The organism is Microbacterium sp. LWH11-1.2, from assembly GCF_038397745.1.
Classification (GTDB): domain Bacteria; phylum Actinomycetota; class Actinomycetes; order Actinomycetales; family Microbacteriaceae; genus Microbacterium.
In genome coordinates this window covers 1000707-1019774 of the sequence record NZ_CP151636.1, presented here as the reverse complement: position 1 = coordinate 1019774, position 19068 = coordinate 1000707, and the positions used below count along the sequence as shown (strand labels likewise).

At 68.7% G+C, this 19068-nt stretch carries 22 protein-coding genes and 1 tRNA gene; 10 read left to right on the top strand and 13 right to left on the bottom strand.

Features of this window, described 5'->3' with window-relative positions; translation table 11 throughout:
• Positions 1 to 13 precede the first annotated feature (13 nt).
• Complete coding sequence (locus tag MRBLWH11_RS04820) at positions 14 to 1186, top strand: enolase C-terminal domain-like protein (RefSeq protein ID WP_341946929.1); 1173 nt, start codon at positions 14 to 16, stop codon at positions 1184 to 1186.
• A 32-nt stretch (positions 1187 to 1218) separates the two neighbouring features.
• On the opposite strand, the gene MRBLWH11_RS04815 is transcribed toward MRBLWH11_RS04820, so the two are convergent.
• Positions 1219 to 1707 (bottom strand): MarR family transcriptional regulator, encoded by a 489-nt coding sequence (locus MRBLWH11_RS04815; protein WP_116633325.1) that lies wholly within the window; start codon positions 1705 to 1707, stop codon positions 1219 to 1221.
• A gap of 132 nt (positions 1708 to 1839) precedes the next feature.
• Here MRBLWH11_RS04815 and MRBLWH11_RS04810 point away from each other — a divergent pair, with 132 nt between their 5' ends.
• Positions 1840 to 2631, top strand: a complete 792-nt coding sequence (locus tag MRBLWH11_RS04810) for an SDR family oxidoreductase (protein ID WP_116633324.1) — start codon at positions 1840 to 1842, stop codon at positions 2629 to 2631.
• An 88-nt stretch (positions 2632 to 2719) separates the two neighbouring features.
• A complete protein-coding gene (locus tag MRBLWH11_RS04805) occupies positions 2720 to 3142 on the top strand; it encodes an NUDIX hydrolase (RefSeq protein ID WP_116633323.1) in 423 nt (140 codons plus the stop codon).
• Between the two features lie 55 nt (positions 3143 to 3197).
• Here the strand turns inward: MRBLWH11_RS04805 and MRBLWH11_RS04800 are convergent, their stop codons facing one another.
• Positions 3198 to 3653 (bottom strand): YbaK/EbsC family protein, encoded by a 456-nt coding sequence (locus tag MRBLWH11_RS04800; protein WP_207769890.1) that lies wholly within the window; start codon positions 3651 to 3653, stop codon positions 3198 to 3200.
• 56 nt (positions 3654 to 3709) lie between these two features.
• A complete protein-coding gene (locus tag MRBLWH11_RS04795; protein WP_116633322.1) occupies positions 3710 to 4216 on the bottom strand; it encodes a DNA helicase in 507 nt (168 codons plus the stop codon).
• A gap of 173 nt (positions 4217 to 4389) precedes the next feature.
• Here MRBLWH11_RS04795 and MRBLWH11_RS04790 point away from each other — a divergent pair, with 173 nt between their 5' ends.
• Together MRBLWH11_RS04790 and MRBLWH11_RS04785 are read left to right on the top strand one after the other, a co-directional pair.
• Positions 4390 to 4947, top strand: coding sequence for a peptidylprolyl isomerase (locus MRBLWH11_RS04790; protein WP_116633321.1), 558 nt, complete (start codon positions 4390 to 4392; stop codon positions 4945 to 4947).
• 21 nt (positions 4948 to 4968) lie between these two features.
• On the top strand, positions 4969 to 5868 hold the full coding sequence (locus MRBLWH11_RS04785; protein ID WP_341946928.1) for a rhomboid family intramembrane serine protease: 900 nt from the start codon (positions 4969 to 4971) through the stop codon (positions 5866 to 5868).
• A gap of 194 nt (positions 5869 to 6062) precedes the next feature.
• Here MRBLWH11_RS04785 and MRBLWH11_RS04780 read toward each other — a convergent pair whose 3' ends face one another.
• A complete protein-coding gene (locus MRBLWH11_RS04780) occupies positions 6063 to 6302 on the bottom strand; it encodes a cell division protein CrgA (protein WP_116633319.1) in 240 nt (79 codons plus the stop codon).
• Positions 6303 to 6380: 78 nt separating this feature from the next.
• On the opposite strand from MRBLWH11_RS04780, the gene MRBLWH11_RS04775 reads away from it, so the two are divergent.
• The 3 genes from MRBLWH11_RS04775 to MRBLWH11_RS04765 are packed head-to-tail and all read left to right on the top strand — an operon-like array spanning position 6381 to position 7988.
• A complete protein-coding gene (locus MRBLWH11_RS04775; RefSeq protein WP_116633318.1) occupies positions 6381 to 7175 on the top strand; it encodes a class E sortase in 795 nt (264 codons plus the stop codon).
• Positions 7176 to 7203: 28 nt separating this feature from the next.
• Positions 7204 to 7359 (top strand): hypothetical protein, encoded by a 156-nt coding sequence (locus tag MRBLWH11_RS04770; protein ID WP_165807956.1) that lies wholly within the window; start codon positions 7204 to 7206, stop codon positions 7357 to 7359.
• Positions 7356 to 7988, top strand: coding sequence for a gamma-glutamyl-gamma-aminobutyrate hydrolase family protein (locus MRBLWH11_RS04765; RefSeq protein ID WP_341946925.1), 633 nt, complete (start codon positions 7356 to 7358; stop codon positions 7986 to 7988). Before MRBLWH11_RS04770 ends, MRBLWH11_RS04765 begins: the two co-directional genes overlap by 4 nt.
• A 70-nt stretch (positions 7989 to 8058) precedes the next feature.
• On the opposite strand, the gene pknB is transcribed toward MRBLWH11_RS04765, so the two are convergent.
• The 7 genes from pknB to MRBLWH11_RS04730 are packed head-to-tail and all read right to left on the bottom strand — an operon-like array spanning position 8059 to position 16951.
• The gene (gene pknB, locus MRBLWH11_RS04760; RefSeq protein ID WP_341946924.1) at positions 8059 to 9771 is read right to left on the bottom strand and encodes a Stk1 family PASTA domain-containing Ser/Thr kinase; all 1713 of its coding nucleotides are present in this window, start codon (positions 9769 to 9771) and stop codon (positions 8059 to 8061) included.
• Between the two features lie 43 nt (positions 9772 to 9814).
• Positions 9815 to 11557, bottom strand: a complete 1743-nt coding sequence (locus tag MRBLWH11_RS04755) for a serine/threonine-protein kinase (protein ID WP_243408735.1) — start codon at positions 11555 to 11557, stop codon at positions 9815 to 9817.
• Positions 11554 to 13008, bottom strand: a complete 1455-nt coding sequence (locus MRBLWH11_RS04750) for a penicillin-binding transpeptidase domain-containing protein (RefSeq protein WP_341946923.1) — start codon at positions 13006 to 13008, stop codon at positions 11554 to 11556. Before MRBLWH11_RS04750 ends, MRBLWH11_RS04755 begins: the two co-directional genes overlap by 4 nt.
• Positions 13005 to 14390 (bottom strand): FtsW/RodA/SpoVE family cell cycle protein, encoded by a 1386-nt coding sequence (locus MRBLWH11_RS04745; protein WP_116633313.1) that lies wholly within the window; start codon positions 14388 to 14390, stop codon positions 13005 to 13007. Before MRBLWH11_RS04745 ends, MRBLWH11_RS04750 begins: the two co-directional genes overlap by 4 nt.
• Positions 14387 to 15706, bottom strand: a complete 1320-nt coding sequence (locus MRBLWH11_RS04740) for a PP2C family serine/threonine-protein phosphatase (protein WP_116633312.1) — start codon at positions 15704 to 15706, stop codon at positions 14387 to 14389. Before MRBLWH11_RS04740 ends, MRBLWH11_RS04745 begins: the two co-directional genes overlap by 4 nt.
• Before the next feature lie 7 nt (positions 15707 to 15713).
• Positions 15714 to 16238, bottom strand: a complete 525-nt coding sequence (locus tag MRBLWH11_RS04735; protein WP_341946922.1) for an FHA domain-containing protein — start codon at positions 16236 to 16238, stop codon at positions 15714 to 15716.
• A complete protein-coding gene (locus MRBLWH11_RS04730) occupies positions 16235 to 16951 on the bottom strand; it encodes a DUF3662 and FHA domain-containing protein (RefSeq protein ID WP_116633310.1) in 717 nt (238 codons plus the stop codon). The genes MRBLWH11_RS04735 and MRBLWH11_RS04730 overlap by 4 nt, the downstream gene beginning before the upstream one ends.
• A 145-nt stretch (positions 16952 to 17096) precedes the next feature.
• Here MRBLWH11_RS04730 and MRBLWH11_RS04725 point away from each other — a divergent pair.
• Positions 17097 to 17179 (top strand) — tRNA-Leu (locus MRBLWH11_RS04725).
• Between the two features lie 84 nt (positions 17180 to 17263).
• On the opposite strand, the gene MRBLWH11_RS04720 is transcribed toward MRBLWH11_RS04725, so the two are convergent.
• Together MRBLWH11_RS04720 and MRBLWH11_RS04715 are read right to left on the bottom strand one after the other, a co-directional pair.
• The gene (locus tag MRBLWH11_RS04720) at positions 17264 to 17494 is read right to left on the bottom strand and encodes a hexameric tyrosine-coordinated heme protein (protein ID WP_341946921.1); all 231 of its coding nucleotides are present in this window, start codon (positions 17492 to 17494) and stop codon (positions 17264 to 17266) included.
• A gap of 55 nt (positions 17495 to 17549) precedes the next feature.
• Complete coding sequence (locus MRBLWH11_RS04715; protein WP_341946920.1) at positions 17550 to 18095, bottom strand: peroxidase-related enzyme; 546 nt, start codon at positions 18093 to 18095, stop codon at positions 17550 to 17552.
• A gap of 121 nt (positions 18096 to 18216) precedes the next feature.
• Between MRBLWH11_RS04715 and MRBLWH11_RS04710 the strand changes: the two genes are divergently transcribed.
• Positions 18217 to 19068, top strand: a complete 852-nt coding sequence (locus tag MRBLWH11_RS04710; protein WP_341946919.1) for an AraC family transcriptional regulator — start codon at positions 18217 to 18219, stop codon at positions 19066 to 19068.

The window sequence follows — 19068 nt, the reverse complement described above, 5'->3', positions numbered from 1 at the left end:
CCTCAGGAGCCACATGTCTGACGTCACCTCCCGGCTGGACGGCCTGGAGATCACTGCGATCGAGGTCTTCTCAGTCGAGCTCACCGCCACGCGCGACTTCTCGGTGTCCGGCGGCGCTGTGGCTGTCGCCGGGAGAGTCCTGCCACGCGTTCTGGTGCGGGTGGAGGCGGGAGACCTGTGCGGATGGGGCGAGGCCACGCCCACGCCCGCGTGGACGTATGAGACCACGGAGAGCATCGTCACGACGATCCGGCACTATCTCGCGCCGGCGCTCATCCGGCACTCCGCCTGGGATCTCGACGGCGTGCACAGGACGATGGACCGATCCATCAGTCCCGGGTACACGACCGGATCCCCGATCGCGAAGGCCGGCATCGACATGGCGCTGCACGATCTCATCGGTCGAGCGCTCGGCGTCTCGATCGGTGAGCTCTGGGGTCAGCGCCGGGTGGACGAGATCCCGCTGAACTGGATCGTCTCCGCTGCTGATCCGGACGGGGCGGCGGAGGAGGCACGCGCCGGGTGGGCGGCCGGCTATCGGGCCGCCAAGGTGAAGGTAGGTCTCCACTCGGTCGAGGCCGATGCCGACCGGGTCGCCGCCGTGCGCGACGCCGTGCCGGAGGCGTCGCTCTGGGTGGACGCCAACCAGGCCTTCCTCCTGCATGATGCGATCAGACTGGTGCGCCGCCTGGAGCCGCTCGGCGTCGCGGTGGTCGAGCAGCCCCTGCGCGCGAATGATCCCCTCGGCTCCGCTCGCCTGCGCGGAGAGAGCGCCATCCCGATCGCCGTCGATGAGAGCCTTGTGCATCCGATGGATCTGGCGACCTTCGCGCGGCTCGACGCATTGGACCTGGCCGTCGCGAAGGTGCAGCGCTCCGGCGGGCTCTTCCCCTCACGGCGTCTGTGCGCGCTGGCCGAGGACCTCGGACTGGGCGTGATCGGCTCGGGGCTGACGGACTCGGCTCTGGGCTTCGCTGCGAGCCTGCATCTGTTCGCCGCGTTCGGAATGCACCACCCGGCCGATCTGAACGGACCCCAGTTCCTCACCTCCGACTATCTCGCCGAACCCTGGTCCCCGGTGACGGAGGGTCGTGCGTCGGTGCCGGTGGGCCCCGGTCTCGGCGTGACCGTCGACGAGGATGCCGTCGACGCGATCACACGGACTCGGGCTCGGATCGACGGCTGAGCTTCGAGGTCCGTCTGCGGCAGCGCGCGGCCTCAGGTCTCCGGCGACCAGGTCGCGTCCGGACCGATGGCGGCGGAGATGCGCCGGCTCGCCTCGCCGAGCTGGCGGGCCTGGGCGGCGGTGAGCGCGTCGAAGACCAGTCGCTGCACGAGGGCATGATGCCCCGGTGTCGACTCCACGATCGCCTCGTGACCCTCGTCGGTGAGGATGCCGAGAGTGAAGCGGCCGTCGGTCGGGTCGACCTGTCGCCGGACGAGTCCCTTGGCCTCGAGTCGGGAGATCGCCCGCGACAGGCGGGAGAGCGTGCTGTTCGCGTATCCGGCGAGCGTGCTCAGGCGCAGTGTGCGCTCCGGGGCGGAGTCGAGGGCGAAGAGGATGCCGTGCTCGAAGTGGGTGAGGCCGCTGTCGCGTTGCAGCTGCGCGTCGAGCGCGACGGGCAATCGCTCCAGGAGCGTGGCGACGGCCGACCAGGTCTGCAGGTTCTCTGCGCTGAGGGAGTGGTGACTCGGCTGCGGGGGCATGACGCCAGCGTACGGGATGCTGACACGACGATGACGCCCGTTTGACTTGCGTAAGCAAGTGAAACGGGCGTATATTGACTTTCCTAAGCAAGTAAAACGACGATGCGTGGGCATCGAGGAACGGGAGTGGTCATGGACATGGGTCTGCAGGGGAAGTCGGCATTCATCAGCGGTTCGAGTCAGGGGATCGGCTATGCGGTCGCGTCCGCGCTCGCCGCAGAGGGCGTCGCGGTCACGATCAACGGACGCGACGCGGCGCGGGTCGACGCCGCGGTGGCACGACTGCGCGGCGAGCACCCGACGGCCACCGTGTCGGGAGTGGCAGCGGACTTCTCGAAGCCCGAGGAGGTGACTGCGCTGATGGACGCGGTCGGCGACGTCGACATCCTGATCAACAACGTGGGGCTCTTCGGCCTCGCCGAGTTCGCCGCCGTCGCCGATGACGAGTGGCAGCGGTACTTCGACGTCAACGTGATGAGCGGCGTGCGGCTCTCCCGACGGATGCTCGGCGGGATGATCGAGCGCGGCTGGGGACGGATCATCTTCCTCAGCAGCGAGTCCGGGGTCAACGTGCCGGCGGACATGGTGCACTACGGCGTCACCAAGGCGGCGATGATCGCGCTGGGGAACGGCCTCGCCAAGCTCACCCGCGGCACGGCGGTCACGGTCAACACCGTCCTCGGCGGACCCACCTACTCCGACGGCGTGGCGGCCACGGTCGCGGCGGTCGCCGAAGCGCAGGCGCTGCCCGCCGATGCCATGAAGCAGGCCATCATCGGGCAGAACCGCACCACGCTGCTGGAGCGGTTCATCGAGCCCGCCGAGATCGCGAACATGGTCACGTACCTGGCGAGCCCTCGTGCGTCGGCGACCAACGGCGCCGCGCTGCGGGCGGACGGCGGAGTCCTGACCGCGATGCTCTGAGCCCGGATCCGAGCATCCTGTGAGTCGGACGCCTCGTCGTCCGACTCACGGTCGGGCCCTGTCTCACGCGGCGGATAGGGTGAGTGGCATGGACCTGCGTGTCGCGGCATACGCGGTCGTCACCGATGACGACGGCCGGCTGCTGCTCGCGCGCTGGACCGAGGGACGCCGTGTGGCGTGGACGATGCCCGGCGGCGGGCTCGAGCCCGGTGAGGCGCCGGAGGATGCCGTGCGGCGCGAGCTCCGCGAGGAGACCGGCTACTCGGTCAAGGTCGGCGAGCTGCTCGGCATCCACTCCCGGGTGATCCCCGCCAGCCGGCGCGTGCACAAGGCCGCCGTGCCCCTGCACACCCTGCGCATCGTCTACCGCGCCGAGGTCACCGGCGGGAAGCTCACCTTCGAGGCCGACGGGTCCACGGACATGGCCGAGTGGTTCCCGCTGAAGGCGGTCGCCGAACTGCAGCGGGTGAAGCTCGTCGACATCGCGCTGCGGATGGCCGGCATCCTCTGACCCGGCTCTGGGTCCCTGACGCGACCCAAGATCGCTCAGCGACCCATCCCGGCGATCAGCGCTCTTCCGGCACCGAGATGTCGGCGACCGTGGCGCCGTAGGCGGCGATCAGGTCGTCGGCCTCGACGAAGAGGCTGAAGCCGTGCGCGCCGGCACCCATGGCGATGCGCTGACCGACGATCGTCTCGTCCGCGTACACGGGCCAGTCGGTGGTGCTGCCGATCGGCACGATCGTCCCGCGCTCGTACCCCGTCGCCGCGAGAGCCAGCTCCGGTTCCGGAAGGCGCAGCTTGTTGACGCCGACCAGCGCGCGCAGCTTCGGCCAGGAGATCGAGCGACCACCGGGCACCAGCGCGAACAGGTACGTGTCGTCCGACCGCTTCACCACGAGGGTCTTGACGATCCCCGACGGATCGATGCCGAGCAGCTCGGCGGCTTCGAACAGGCTGTTCGCCGCGGGACGCTCGCGGATGTCGATGGTCAGGCCGCGAGCGGCCGCCGCATCCCGCACCCGGGCATGCCGATCCCCTCCGGCACCCGAGGCGACGGAGGGGAGATCAGGCGAGGTCACGCGTCCGGCGCGGAGAGCGGGTCGTCCGCGACCCAGAGCTCGTCGTCGGCGCGGAGTGCCTGCCAGGCGGCGTAGAGCACGCCGACGGCGGCTGCGGCGCCGAGGATGATCGCGACGACCGAACCGAGCCCGGGGCCCGACTTCTGCTTCTTGCCGAACGCTCCGCGGGGTGCCGGGGCAGCGACGCCGTGACGCTTGGCGTTCGCGTAGTCCCACGCGGTGAGAGCGCTGCCGACGACACCGCCGACGATCGGGACGACCTTGTCGTCGACGACGTGACGGCCGATCTTCACGCCCTGGTCGACGACGGGGGCGACGCGACGGTTGTACGTGTCCTGAACGACGGGGAGCACCTGCTCGCGACCGAGGCTGCCGAGCTGACGGCTCGCCTCACGGGCGACGTCTGCGGCGTGGCCGACGACGACCTGCTGCGACTCCCAGAGCTGGGTGGCTTCCTTCTGCAGACGACGCAGTTCCTTCTTCCGCTTGCGGCTGAGGCTCACGATGTTCTCCTGTCCATTGCAGTGCGGGTTCCCCATCTTGCCAGACGAGGCTGGGTGGGAGTCGGGAAATTGCGTCCCCTTGCCAACGGACGAGCCGAGCGGTAGCGTACGTGCCCCGCCGCGGGCGCGCCGTGAACGGGCGAACTCATCGGAAGCTCTGCGAGAATGGGCACATGGCTCACGCTTCCCACGTCGCAACTCTGCACACCAACCACGGTGACATCGTCATCAACCTCTTCGGCGACCACGCTCCGAAGACGGTCAAGAACTTCGTCGGCCTGGCCGACGGGTCCCAGGAGTGGACGCACCCCGCCACCGGCAAGCCGGGCGAGGGCGCTCTCTACAAGGACGTCATCTTCCACCGCATCATCCCCAACTTCATGATCCAGGGCGGCGACCCGCTCGGACAGGGCGTCGGCGGTCCCGGATACAACTTCGACGACGAGATCAACATGGAGCTCGACTTCAACGAGCCCTACATCCTCGCGATGGCGAACGCCGGCCTCCGCCGCAACGCCATCACCGGCAAGCCCGAGGGCACCAACGGCTCGCAGTTCTTCATCACCACCGACCCGACCCCGTGGCTGCAGGGCAAGCACACGATCTTCGGCGCGGTCGCGGATGACGCCTCCAAGGCCGTCGTCGACGCGATCGCCGCCGTTCCGACCGCGGCGGGCGACCGCCCGATCGAGCCGGTCGTGCTGCAGTCGATCGACATCGTCGCGGCCTGACGACAGCTGCGGCCGATCCGGATGACGACGCCTGAGTTCGCGGACAACCGCGACAACTTCTGCTACCGGCATCCGGGTCGGCAGAGCTTCGTGCTCTGCCAGCGCTGCCTCCGCACGATCTGCCCCGAGTGCCAGACGCAGGCACCCGTCGGCGTGATCTGCCCGGAGTGCATGAAGGAGCAGCAGAAGAATCGCACCCCCGCGCAGAAGCGCGCGCAGCGACGCTGGGGCGCGAGGAGCTCCAGCACGACGATGACGCTCGCCCGCAGCGGCAGGCCTCTCGTCACCTACATCCTGCTCGCCGTCACCTCGTTCATCGGCCTGGTGCAGCTCATCCCCGGCATCGGGCGTGAGATCACCAGCACCCTGCTCTTCGCCGCACCGTATCTCTATCCGAACCTCTTCGCCCTGCCCTTCGAGCCCTGGCGGCTGCTGACCGCGATGTTCGTGCACGGCGGCTTCATCCACCTGGCGCTGAACATGCTCGCCCTGTGGATGCTGGGGCAGAGCCTCGAGCCCATGCTCGGCCGCGCCCGCTTCCTCGCGCTGTATCTGATCAGCGGTCTGGGCGGGTCCGTCGCGGTTGCGGTCATCGCCCCGGGAACGTCGACGGTCGGTGCGTCCGGCGCGATCTTCGGTCTCATGGCGGCGCTGCTGATCATCGGCCGTCACATCGGCGCCAACGTCACCGGGCTCCTGGTCATCCTCGGCATCAACCTGGTCTACGGGTTCGTGTTCTCGCAGAACATCGCCTGGCAGGCGCACCTCGGCGGGCTCGTGATCGGTGCGCTGATCGCCTTCATCTTCACCCGCACCAAGCGCCGAGAACAGCGCGTCTGGCAGATCGTGCTGCTCGCCGCCGTCACGGTGCTGTTGATCGTGGTCGTGGCCTTCGTGCCGCCGCTCATCATCCTGGCCTGATCCACGCGTGTCGACAGGGTGAATGACCCTGTGAATAACACCGGTGTAATTCTCCCCAGGCTGTGCACAAGGTTGTGGATAACTTCTTGGGGGGACGGTCGGACGTGGCCGCCTTATTCGAAGCCGACTCGAGGCAGGGGAAACGAAAGGCCCCTCGCGATGCGAGGGGCCATTCGGAAGAACTCGGAGGCGGGTCAGCGCCAGCGGGTGGTCATGAGGAACCCGATGAGAGCGATGCCGAGACCGATGGCCAGATTCCAGTTGTCGAGTCCCGGGATCGGGAACTGCATGCCGGAGATGTAGAACACGAGGATCCATGCGAGGCCGAGCAGCATGAAGCCGATCATCACCGGCTTGAACCACACGGCGTTGGGAGCTGCCTCGCCTTCGGCGCGCTCGACGGCGGGTTCTTCGGTCTTACGCTCACGTGCCATGCCGACATTCTACCCATGACGCCTATCCCGCACCCAGACCTTCGTCCGGCGGCCAGCTGCGGACGATAAGATCGCGCCATGACTGCATCCGTCGTGCCTGGGGGGCGACGCCCGCGACGCGAGCGCCCGCGCTCCCGCGCGACCTTCGCGAGCGTTCTCGGCGAGCTCCTGCTCACCGCCGGCGTCGTCGTGCTGCTGTTCGTCGCGTGGCAGATGTGGATCGGCGACATCATCATCAGCGCCCAGAAGAACGACGAGGGTGCCGCGATGTCGCAGCAGCTCGCGCAGGGCGAGGCCCCCGAGCCGCCCCCGCTGATCGAGACCGACGACGGTGCGACGGTGTACCAGGCTCCGATCCCCGCGGCCCCGGCCGACGGCGAGTGGTTCGCCCAGATGCACATCCCGCGCTTCGGCGCCGACTACAACTTCGGGATCTGGGGCGGCACCAGCAGAGCGGGCACGCTCGACCAACTGGGGATCGGCGTCTACAAGAACTCCAAGATGCCGGGCGAAGCCGGGAACTTCTCGATGGCCGGTCACCGCACCACCTGGGGCAAGCCGTTCAACCAGCTCGACAAGCTGCAGCTGAACGACGCGATCGTCGTCGAGACGGCCGACGGTTGGTACACCTACCGGTTCCGAAACCTCGAGTACGTCACGCCGACCCAGACCGACGTGCTGGCCGACGTGCCTCAGATGCCCGAGCAGCAGACCGGCGAGCAGTACATCACGCTCACGGCCTGCTCCCCGCTGTACTCGCTCGCCGAGCGCATCGTCGCCTACGGGGTGTTCGAGAGCTTCCAGCCGCGGGCCGAAGGCCCGCCTCCCGCCCTCACCGACCCGCCGCCGCCCCCGGCCGCACCGTCGATCTGACCATGGATGCCTCCGAGGGAGAAGACTGATGTACTCCGCACTCTGGCGCCTGCTCCCCGGTCCCTGGTGGGTGCGGGTGATCATCCTGCTCGTCGTGATCGCCGCCGTGCTCTACGGGCTGTTCTGGTACGTGTTCCCCTGGGTGAGCCCGCTCATCACGCCGGGCGAGGTCGACGTCGAATGACGCGGGTCCTCGTGGTCGACAACCACGACAGCTTCGTGCACACCCTGGTCGGGTACCTTCACGAGCTGGGCGCCGACACCACGATGATCGAGTCGGATGCGACGGATGCCGACGCCCTCGAGCAGCTTCTCCCCGGATTCGATGCGGTGCTGCTCTCGCCAGGGCCCGGCACCCCCGCCGACGCCGGGGCCTCGATGGATGCGGTCCGCGTGGCGATGCGCCTGCGGATGCCGCTGCTCGGCGTCTGCCTCGGCCATCAGGCGATCGGCGAGGTGTTCGGCACGGCGGTGACCGAGGCTCCGGAGCTCATGCACGGCATGGTCTCGGCCGTGAGGCATGACGGATCCGCGCTCTTCGCCGGCATCCCCTCTCCGTTCGACGCCGGGCGCTACCACTCGCTGTCGCTCGCGGCATCCGCTCTTCCGGCCGACGTGGTCGTGACCGCGTGGACGGAGACCGGCACCGTGATGGGTCTCGCACACCGCGACCTCCCGATCCACGGCGTGCAGTTCCACCCCGAGAGCGTGCTCACCGAGGGCGGCTACCGACTCCTCGCGAACTGGCTCGAGATGTGCGGGGACACGGATGCCGTGGCGCTCTCCGAGCACCTGCATCCGCTCTCCCGCTGACGTGCGCCGAGCGCGCTTCGACAGGCTCAGCGCCCTTCGACAGGCTCAGGGACCCAGGGCCTGCGACGCGCTACGGTCCGGTGCAGAACCGGAGTTCGACCGCTGAGCCGATGGGCACGTCACCCGGTGCGACCGACATGGAATGGACGGTCGCCGGCTTCGTGGCCGGGCAGTCCGCCGCCTCCACGGGCGTGGGGGTGAGTCCGAGATCGGTGAGGTTCGTCGAGGCGGCATCCACCGTCCAGCCGGTGAGGTCCGTCAGCGTCACCTTGCCGCTCGCGACGACCAGGTCGACGACGGTCCCCGGAGGAACCTCCGCGTCGGCCGCCTGACTGGCCGTCATCACGGTGTCGGCCTTCGTGCCCTTGTCGTTGCGCTGCACCACCGTGCCGAGTTGGAGACCCGCATCGGCCAGGGCCTTCTTCGCATCGGTGAGCGCCATGCCCTCCAGCTGCGGGACGACGACGACATCCTCGCCGGATGACACGTAGAGCGTGACGGCCGTGCGCGCCTCGACGGCGACGCCGGCTTCCGGATCGGTGCGGATGACGTTCCCCTCGGCGATCTCCGAGCTCGACTCGATCACGATGGTCGAGGTGAGATCGAGTGCCGCGAGGTCGTCCTGCGCTCGCTCGGACGAGACGTTCACGAGGTCGGGGACGACCTTCGAGGAGCTGGGCACCTCGGGAGGACGCATGCTGATCGTGACGACCCAGAACAGCACCGAGGCCAGCAGCACGGCGAGCAGGGCGACGCCGGCCCAGATCCACGCGACCGGAGGACCGGACTGCGTGCGGGCCATCGTCGTGTCGGTGCTGAGCTGACGCAGCGAGCGCGCCGTCTCCTGCGCCTGGCGAGGGCTCGGACCGTAGAGCTCGCTGGTCAGCGCGCCGACCTGCTTGCGCGTGGGAGCGGCCCCGGTGAGCGCAGAGTCCAGTGCCGAGCGGAAGTGCGCGGCATCCGGGAACCGCTGGTACGGATCCTTCGCGAGGGCTCGCAGGACGATCGGGTCGAGTGCGCCCGGTGCGTCTTCGTTGACCTCGGTCGGCGGGACCGGCGTCTCGCTGACGTGCTGGTAGGCGACAGCCACGGGGGACTCGCCGCGGAACGGCTGTCGTCCCGTGAGCAGCTCGTACAGGACGACACCGGTCGAGTACAGGTCGGCGCGCGCGTCGACCGGCTCGCCCTTCGCCTGCTCGGGCGAGAAGTACGCGGCCGTGCCGATGATCTGCGTGGTCTCGGCGACCGTCGACGAGGAGTCGGAGACGGCTCGGGCGATGCCGAAGTCCATCACCTTGACCTGGCCCTTGTCGGTGACCATCACGTTGCCGGGCTTGATGTCGCGGTGCACGACGCCTGCCCGGTGCGAGTAGTCGAGGGCTTCGAGGATGCCGTCGACGTAGCGGACGGCGTCGTCGACGGGCACGGGTCCCCGGGCGATGATGTCCTTCAGCAGGGTTCCGCTGATGAGCTCCATCACGATGTAGGGCGGATCCTCATCCGCCTGGGTCGCTGAGCCTGTCGAATGCGCGCTCGAGGAGGGGTCGCCGGCATCGAAGACGCGCACGATCGACGGGTGCGCCATGCGCGACGCCGCCTGCGCCTCGAGACGGAACCGGGTGCGGAACGCCGTGTCACGGGCCAGGTCGGGGTCGAGGATCTTGATCGCGACGGCGCGACCGAGCGTCAGGTCGTATCCGCGGTAGACCTTCGCCATGCCGCCGTGCCCGATGAGCTCGTCGACGCGGTACCTACCCGCGAGAACGCGCGGCTCTGTGGACACGGAATACCCCCCTTGGAACGACGATGACTGAGCTGGAACTAGGCTACCCGGCGGCTCCGCCGTCGCCGTCACCCTCGCCGTCCCCGCCCGGGGCCGTGATCGTGACCGACAGCGGGGGCGACGCGTCAGAGGTGCGCTGATCGCCGCCGGAGCACATGCCCTGGTAGGTCACGATGAGCTGCTGGCCCGCGGCATCCGCCACCTTGATCTGCGTGTTGCGCTGCGTCGGCTGGAAGGTGGGGCCGCCCGACACGAACGTGCCGTTCTGCACCGAGACGACGTAGCCCGAGAGGGTGGAGCCGCTCGGGCAGGTGAAGCCGGTGCCCCACGCGACCGTCACAGTGCCTCCGGCGACCGGGTCACCCGTGATCGTGGGGGCATCCGTCGGCGTGGGCAGGGCGGTGCGAGCCGCGTAGACCGTGAGCACGATCGGCGTGGTGGTGAGCACGTTGCCCGAAGGCGCCACGTTGTAGACCTTGCCGACCTCGCCGTCGCTCGGAGCCGGGTCGCCGTCGACGCACGTGATGTCGCTGACGAATCCGGCGCCCGTGAGCGTCGCGGTCGCGCCGCCGCAGTCCATGCCGCCGAGGTTCAGCGCGGTCACATCGACACGCGTCTCCTTGGGCGTCGGTGGCGGGGTGGGCGTGGGTGTCTTGCTCGGCGGCGCCGAGGTCGTCGGCGACCCCGTCGGGTCGGCGTTCGGGTCACCCTGCTGCGACAGCGCCCAGATGGTGCCGCCGAGCACGATCACGAGCAGCGCGATCAGGGCGATCAGCGGCCACGTCCACGGGCTGCGCTTCTTCTTCTCCTTCTCCTCCGCCGCTTCCTCGGTGGGGAGCTGGGCGGTGGTCGGGAGGATGCGGGTGGCGCCCTCATCACCGGTGGCGGACAGCATCCGGGTCGCGTCGTCGTTCCCCGCGATCCCGCCGGTGGCGATCGCCGGCACGGCGATCGCTGCGGAGTTCAGGTCACCGCGACGCAGGGCCTGCGCGGCACGCGCCACGGTCGCCGAGGACGACGGCCGGTCGGACGGCTTCTTGGCGATCATCGCCATGACGAGGTTCTGCACCGGGATCGGCACGGTCGGCGGCAGCGGCGGAGGCTGCTCGTTGATCTGCGCCATCGCGATTGCGACCTGCGATTCGCCCGTGAACGGACGCTTGCCCGCGAGGCACTCGTACGCCACGATGCCGAGCGAGTACGTGTCGGTCGCGGGGGACGCCGGGTGGCCCGACGCCTGCTCCGGCGACAGGTACTGCACGGTGCCCATGACCTGACCGGTCGCGGTCAGCGGCACCTGGTCGGCGATGCGCGCGATGCCGAAGTCGGTGATCTTGACGCGGCCGTCGGGCGTGATCAGCAGGTTGCCCGGCTTGATGTCGCGGTGCACGAGACCGGCGGCGTGCGCGGCCTGCAGAGCGGATGCCGTCTGGGCGACGATGTCGAGCGTCTTGTCGGCGCTCAGCGCGCCGTCGCGCTCGAGCACGGTCGACAGCGCCTCACCGGGCACGAGCTCCATCACGAGGTACGCGCTGCCGTTCTCCTCGCCGTAGTCGAACACGCTGGCGATGCCCTCGTGGTTGACGAGAGCCGCGTGCCGCGCCTCGGCGCGGAATCGCTCGAGGAACCCGGGGTCCCCCATGTACTCGTCCTTGAGGATCTTGATCGCGACGGTACGTCCGATGACGTGATCCGTCGCCTCCCACACCTCGCCCATGCCGCCGATCGCGATTCGCGACTGCAGCTCGTAGCGACCACCGAACGACACACCCTGCGTCGGTCTCATCTGCCCAGCACCGCCTCTATGACCTTCTTCGCAATCGGAGCGGCGATGGTGTCGCCGCTTCCGGACTGCCCTTGTCCGCCGCCGTCTTCGACGACGACCGCTACTGCGACCGCGGGGTCGTCCGCCGGTGCGAAACCGGTGAACCACAACGTGTGCGGCCTGTTTCCGTTCTCTGCCGTCCCGGTCTTACCCGCCACGTCGATCCCGTCTATTCTTGCACCCTGCGCGGCGCCGTTTGAGACGCTCGCGACCATGGATGCGGTGATCTGGTCGGCCGTCTCCGCTTCCATCGCCCGGCCGAACTCGCTGTTCTCGAACGAGCGGATGACCGAGAGGTCGTTGCCGATCACGGCGTCGACCATCTGCGGGTTCATGACGACCCCGTCGTTGGCGATGCCGGCGGCCAGCATGGCGATCTGCAGCGGCGTCGCGGTGACCTGGCCCTGCCCGAATCCGGAGAGCGCGGTCTGCGCGTCGTCGAGGGCCCGAGGGTAGCTCGACGGCGTGGACTCGAGCGGCGTCGAGAAGCTCTTGTTGAAACCGAACTTCTCCGCCATCTCGCGGATCCGGTCGTCGCCCAGCTCGACGGCGAGCTCCGCCATCGGGATGTTGCAGCTCAAGCGGATCGCCTCGGCGATCGTGACCGTGTCGCCGGACCCGCAGGTTCCGCCCCAGGCGTTGGACACCGTGTTGGAGGATCCGGGGAGCGTGTAACGGGAAGGGTTCGGCAGGGTCGAGTCGGGTGTCCACTCCCCGCTCGCGTACGCGGCGGCGGCGGTGATGAGCTTGAACGTCGAGCCCGGAGGGTTCAGGTCGCCCCGGAGCGCGCGGTTGGAGAGCGGCTTGGTGGGATCGGACTCGAGCTGGTCGTAGGTCGCGTTGGCGGCATCCGCATCGTGCGAGGCCAGCAGGTTCGTGTCGAAGCCCGGAGTCGAGACCATGGCCAGGATGCGCCCGGTCGCCGGCTCGATCGCGATGACCGCGCCCTGGTAGCCCTGGAGCGCGTCGTAGGCGGCCTGCTGTGCGGCGGTGTTCAGCGACAGCTCCACGCTGAAGCCGCGCTGCGGCTGGCCGGAGAGGATGCGCTCGACCTCGGCGAGGAAGGCGTTCGAGCCCGTTCCGGAGAGGTCGGCGTTCATCGCCTCCTCGATGCCGGTCGCGGAGCCGAGCGCCGGGTTGAACCAGCCGGTCACCGGCTCCCACATCGGCGCGTCGGAGTAGACCCGCTGGAACTGGTACTGGTCGTCGCTCGGGACCGAGGTCGCGATCGCGGCGCCGTCGACGATGATCGATCCGCGCTGGATCTCGTAGCTGTCCAGGCGCGTGCGCTTGTTGTGGCTGTTCTGGGCGAGGCTGTCGGCCTCGACGACCTGGATCCAGCTGCTCGCGGCGAACAGCGCGATGAACATGAACAGCATCACGATGCTGAGGCGGCGGAGCTCTTTTGTCATCCGATCACCACCCGGGGCTGGCGGCGCACGCCGTCGGAAATGCGCAGCAGGAGCGCCACGATGAGCCAGTTCGCGACGAGCGACGAGCCGCCGGCCGCGAGGAACGGCGTCGTGAGACCGGTCAGCGGGATGATGCGCGTCACGCCGCCGACCATGATGAACACCTGCAGCGCGATCGTGAACGACAGCCCGGTGGCGAGGAGCTTGCCGAAGTCGTCCTGACCGGCGAGACCGATGCGCATGCCGCGGCTGACGAACACCATGTAGAGGCAGAGGATCGCGAACAGCCCGATCAGGCCGAGCTCTTCGCCGAGGCTTGTGATGATGTAGTCGCTGTGCGCGAGCGGTGTGATCTCGGGGCGGCCCTGACCCCAGCCGGTGCCGATGAGGCCGCCGCGGGCGAGTCCGAACAGGCCCTGCATGGGCTGGTAGCCGGCGCCGTCGGGGTCGACCTGCGAGGAGTCGAACAGGAAAAGCCAGTTGATGAAGCGTCCCTGCACGTAGCTGAGGATCTGGGTGGCGAGGGCGACGCCGGCGACCACGAGGGTCAGACCGATGAGCACCCAGCTCGTCTTGCCCGTCGCGACGTACAGCATCGCGACGAACATGCCGAAGATGAGGGTTCCGGTGCCGAGGTCGCGCTGGAAGATGATGATGCCGAGCGAGATGACCCAGACGACCAGCACCGGCCCGAGTTCGCGCATGCGCGGCCAGGTGATGCCGAGCACGCGCTTGCCCACCGACGTGAGGCTCTCGCGGGTGCGCACCAGGTAGCCGGCGAAGAAGATCGCGAGGGCGATCTTGGCCAGCTCACCGGGCTGGAAGGCGAAGACGCCGCCGAGCGATACCCACACGGCCGCGTTCGCGTCGTCGATGCGCAGGCCCGGCACGAAGGGCAGCAGGAGCAGCACGATGCCGGTGAGGCCGAAGATGTAGGTGTAGCGGAACAGGACGCGGTAGTTGCGCAGCAGGATGACCACGGCGATCGCGCCGGCGAGCGAGATCGCCGTCCAGGCGAGCTGCTTGGTCGAGTAGGCGTCCCAGCCCGTGTTCGCCTTCGCGATGTCGATGCGGTAGATCATCGCGATGCCGATGCCGCTGAGCAGGGTCGCGATCGGCACGACGAACGGGTCTGCGTCGGCGGCCACGACGCGCAGCACGAAGTGCAGGGCGAAGGCGAGCACCGCGAGTCCGCCGCCGATCGCGAGCACGACCGGGTCGATCACGCCGAGTGCGCCGAGCTGGACGAGGGTCAGCGCCGCACCGCTGATCGCGCACGCGAAGAGCAGCAGCCAGAACTCGCGGTTGCGCTGCGTCTGCGGCATCCGGATGCGCTTGAGGGCCTTGATGACGCTGGTGTCGGCGGCGACGTCGGTGCTCATCCCTCACCTCCGCCGGCGGGTGTCTCTTCCGGAGTCGGGACGGGCGTGGGCAGCGGAGTCGGGAGGGGCGTCTGCTCGATGGCGTTCGCGTCGGCGCCGGCGCGCAGACGGTCGACGATGGCCATCGCGTCGGCGAGCGAGCGGGCCGTGATCGTGCGCTCGACGGATGCCCGCTGGTACGGGGGCAGGTTCGCCAGGAGGATGTCGGTGTCTTCGAGCGGGGTCGACAGCGTGATCGGACCGATGTTCTGCTGCACGCCCTGGAAGATCACGACGCTGTCGTCGTCGGCGCCGATGAAGTACCGCGTCTGCGTCCAGCTGTAGGCCGCGAACGCGGCGACACCGAGCATCACGAGGACGACGAGGACTCCCGCGATCCAGCCGAGGCGGCGGCGCTTGGCGCGACGACGATCCTCCTCGATGAGCTCCTCGAGGTACTCGGGGGCCGGCTCGAAGTGGCTGGGCTCGTTGGCGGCCTGACGCACCGGGTGCAGCCAGTTGCCGCGCGTCGGGCGCACGGGCGGCACGTAGACGCCGGACGGGTTCGACGCCGAGCCGACGACGGTCGCGGTGCCGGTGTGGATCGGATGCTGTCCGCCGACGTCGACCAGCACGATCGTCACGTTGTCGGGGGCACCGCCGTCGAGGGCCTGCTTGAGCAGGTTGTCGGCCGTGCGCCCGGGGGCGAGGCCGAGCTGCATCGCCTTGAGGATGTGGGCCTCGTCGACCACGCCGGACAGGCCGTCGGAGCAGAGCAGCCAGCGGTCGCCGGGCTGCGTGTGCATGACGAACATGTCGAGCTCGGGGTCGGAGTCCATGTCGCTCAGCACGCGCATGAGCACCGAGCGGCGCGGGTGGTAGCGGGCTTCTTCCGGCGTGATGCGACCGGAGTCGACCAGGCGCTGCACGAAGGTGTGGTCGGCCGTGATCTGGGTCAGCGCGTCGTCGCGGTAGAGGTAGATGCGCGAGTCGCCGATGTGGCCGATGACCGCGTATTCGTCGACCATGATGATCGCGCTGAGCGTGGTGCCGAGGCCGGCGAGCTCCGGTCGGTCCTTCGCGGCGCGGATGAGATCGCCCGCTGCGGTGGTCGCCGCCGCCTGGAGAGACGCCTGCGCGTCTTCGGTGGACGCGTAGGGCTGGTCGAGGGGCTCGAGGCGGTGGATCGCGATGCTCGAGGCGACGTCGCCTCCGGCGTGGCCGCCCATGCCGTCGGCGACGACGAACAGGTTCGCTCCGGAGTAGCCGGAGTCCTGGTTGTTGGAGCGGACCTTCCCGGTGTGGGAGATCGCGACGCTCGAGCCTTCGAAGACCATGCCGGGGTCAGGCTCGCAGCTCGAAGGTCGTGGCGCCCACCTTGATAGGGGTGCCGAGCGAGAGGTTGACGGGTCCGCCGGTCACGCGCTGGCCGGCGACGAAGGTGCCGTTCGTGGAATCGAGGTCCTGGATCGCCCAGGCGTCGCCTCGGAGCATGAGGCGCGCATGATGGCTCGACGTGTAGTCGTCGCGGATCACGAGCGCCGACTCGCTCGAGCGGCCGATCGTCATCGAGTCGGCGCCGAGGGGGAGCTCGAGGCCCGTCTTCGGTCCGGAGGTGATGACCAGGCGCTTCGCCGTCGCGATCGTCGCGGGTCCCGTCGACGGCTTCGCGGATGCCGGGCGAGACGCCGCCGCGGGCTTCGCCGGAGCGACCGGAGAAGCGGCAGCCCCGGCGGTCGCCTCGGCGGGGAGCTTGCGCACCTTCACGCCGAACAGGTCGGCGCGCAGCGAGTACACGACGCCGAACACGAAGAACCACAGGACGATGAGGAACCCGACGCGCAGCAGGAGGAGGATCAGTTCGCTCATCCGAAGCCTCCGAACGCGCGGGTGGAGTCGTCGGTCGGGCGCGACGGCGCCGACACGGGGACGATCTTGAACACCAGGTCGGTGCGGCCGATGGTGATCGTGGTGTCGGAGGGGAGCGCGGCTTCGCGGAGCTTCTGGCCGTTGACCTTGGTGCCGTTCGTGGAGCCCAGGTCGCGCATCATGGCGCGCTCGCCGTCCCAGAGGATCTCGACGTGCTTGCGGCTCGAACCGGCATCCGCGATGGTGATGTCGGCATCCGAACCACGCCCGATCACGGTGCGGGCGCGCGAGAGCGAGTGGCGACGGCCGTCGACGTCGACGACGGCCTGCCAGCTGACGCGGCCCTCGACCGTTCCGGAGTCGACGCGGACCGTGCCGGTGGCGACCTTGTCGTCGGCCTCGAGGCTGATCGAGAGCGGCCCGGAGAAGCTGTAGCCCTGGGACTTGGCGTGCTTGTTCAGCAGCGCGTGCAGCTCTTCGGTGAGGGCTCCGCCGAGGCTCCGCATGCGCTCGGCGTCGTCGGTGCTCAGACGCACCACGAAGCTGTTGGGCGCGATGATGCGGTCGCGGCTGACGACCGCCGCTTTCGTGTCTGCTTCACGACGGACCGCCGAAGCGATCTCCACGGGCTGGATGCCGCTACGGAAGGTCTTCGCGAACGCGCTGTTGACTGCGCGTTCGAGACCCTTCTCAAAGCTGTCAAGTAGTCCCACTGGGCTCCTCTGGCATGCTGACCGGTAGGGACATCGTAGCCAGGTGACCTGGGGGAACGCCGCCGATGACGGTTTCCGGGTGTGCGAAGAGGCCGAAATCGCGTGATATCCTCGGGAAGTTGAGTTCTTCGGAACGAGACCACTCGCGCGAGTGGCGGAATGGTAGACGCGCTGGCTTCAGGTGCCAGTGTCCGTAAGGACGTGGGGGTTCAAGTCCCCCCTCGCGCACAGTAACGAATGAAGGCCGGGCCCGGAGGGTTCCGGCCTTCATTCGTTGGTGAGCGCGAGTGAGGCCCCTTGGGGATCAGGCGGTCAGGACCGCCAGAATCCGTTGGCCGCCGCGACGGTATGGAAGTTCGTCGCGACGACATGCGAGATGGCGACGAGCGCCCCGAAGTCCTCGGCGTAGTCGGCGCGGACCCGCTCGCGAACCTCGGCTGAGGGCTGGGTGAGCTTGACCGCGGTTCGGGAGAGTTTGACGGCGAGGGCGTATCCCTCCTCGGGGGTCTCGGTCCGCAGGGTCGGAAGCCAGGAGTCGGTCATGGGACTGCCTTTCGTCGAGCGTGGAAGGAGAGAAGAGGCGTGGCCCCGCGAGCGGTCAGTTCGCGCGACGGAGCGGGACGTGAGGGAAATCGATCGGAACGTCGAGCGCGATGTTCACGTAGTTCGTGAACAGATTGAGTGCGACCTGCCCGATGGTCTCGACGATCTGCTCGTCGCTCCAGCCCTCATCGCGCACTGCCTGCACGTCGGCCGCGGAGAGCTGACCGCGGTCGTTCACGAGCCTGAGGGCGAAGTCCAGCAGGGCTGCCGTCTTCGGGTCGTCGGACCGGCCGTTCTGCGCCGCGGTGAGAGCATCGCGCGAGAGGCCGGCCTTCTTGCCCAGGGCGGTGTGAGCCGCAAGGCAGTACTCGCAGGAGTTGCGGTCGGCGACCGCGACCGCGATCTGCTCGCCGAGCGCTGCGCCGAGTGCACCGGTGCCGAAGGCCCCGAAGGATCCCCACATGCTCGCGAGGGCAGCGGGTGAGTTCGCCACAGCCTTGAACATGGCGGGCACGGTGCCGAACGCCGCGGTGATCTGGTCGAGATTCTCCTTGACTGCTCCCGTGGCGGTGTCGCGGTCGATGAGAGGGACGTTGGGCATGATGCTCCTTGCTGGGAAGATGAGGCCCCGATTCGGGCTTGCCTCCAGCCTTCCGCCCAAAGCGAGACGATGCGCACCATAACGTCTTGACTTCTTGACGAATCGTCCACAAACTGACCACATGGCCTCCGTCGACCGCCTCACTCCCTTGCTGCAGCGATTCCGCGTCCGGACACGGCTGTTCCATGCCGGTCCGCTCTGCGGAGTGACCGCGTTTCCGGCTGAAGCCGATCGCGGCTTTCTGCATGTGCTCCGCCACGGCCAGATGGAGCTGACGCTCACCGACGAGCGCGGAGCGACCGTGCGCGTGCAGATCACTCGCCCGAGCGTGCTCTTCTTCCCGCGTCCGAGCGACCACTCATTCCTCAACGCACCGACCGAGGAGTCCGACTTCACCTGCGCGACCCTCGATTTCGACGGGGGCGCCACGCATCCGCTCGTCCAGGCGCTGCCGCCGGTCATCATCCTCCCGCTCGATGAGGTGGCCACGCTCGGTCCTGCGCTCGACCTGCTCTTCTCCGAGGTCGACAATGTGCGCTGCGGCCATCCGATCCTGGCGGACCGATTGTTCGAGGTCGTGCTCATCCAGCTGCTCCGATGGATGCTCGACAATCCCGCGCACATCGCCCTGAAGCAGAGCCTGCTGTCGGGCCTCGCCGATGAACGGCTCGCGCCCGCCCTCGTCGCCGTTCATGAAGCACCGGGGGAGTCCTGGACGCTGGAGACGATGGCGCGTGAAGCCAGGATGTCGCGCAGCGCCTTCGCCTCGCGTTTCAAAGAGGTGGTCGGACAGACCCCCGTGGACTACCTGACCGAATGGCGGCTGACGATCGCGCAGGAGAACCTGCGCGCCGGGATGTCGGTGAGCACGATCGCCGCCGAGCTCGGCTACGCGAGCGCGTCAGCCTTCTCCCGCGCATTCGCGCAGCGCCTCGGACACTCGCCGCGTACCTGGCTCGCGCGAGCGGCCTGA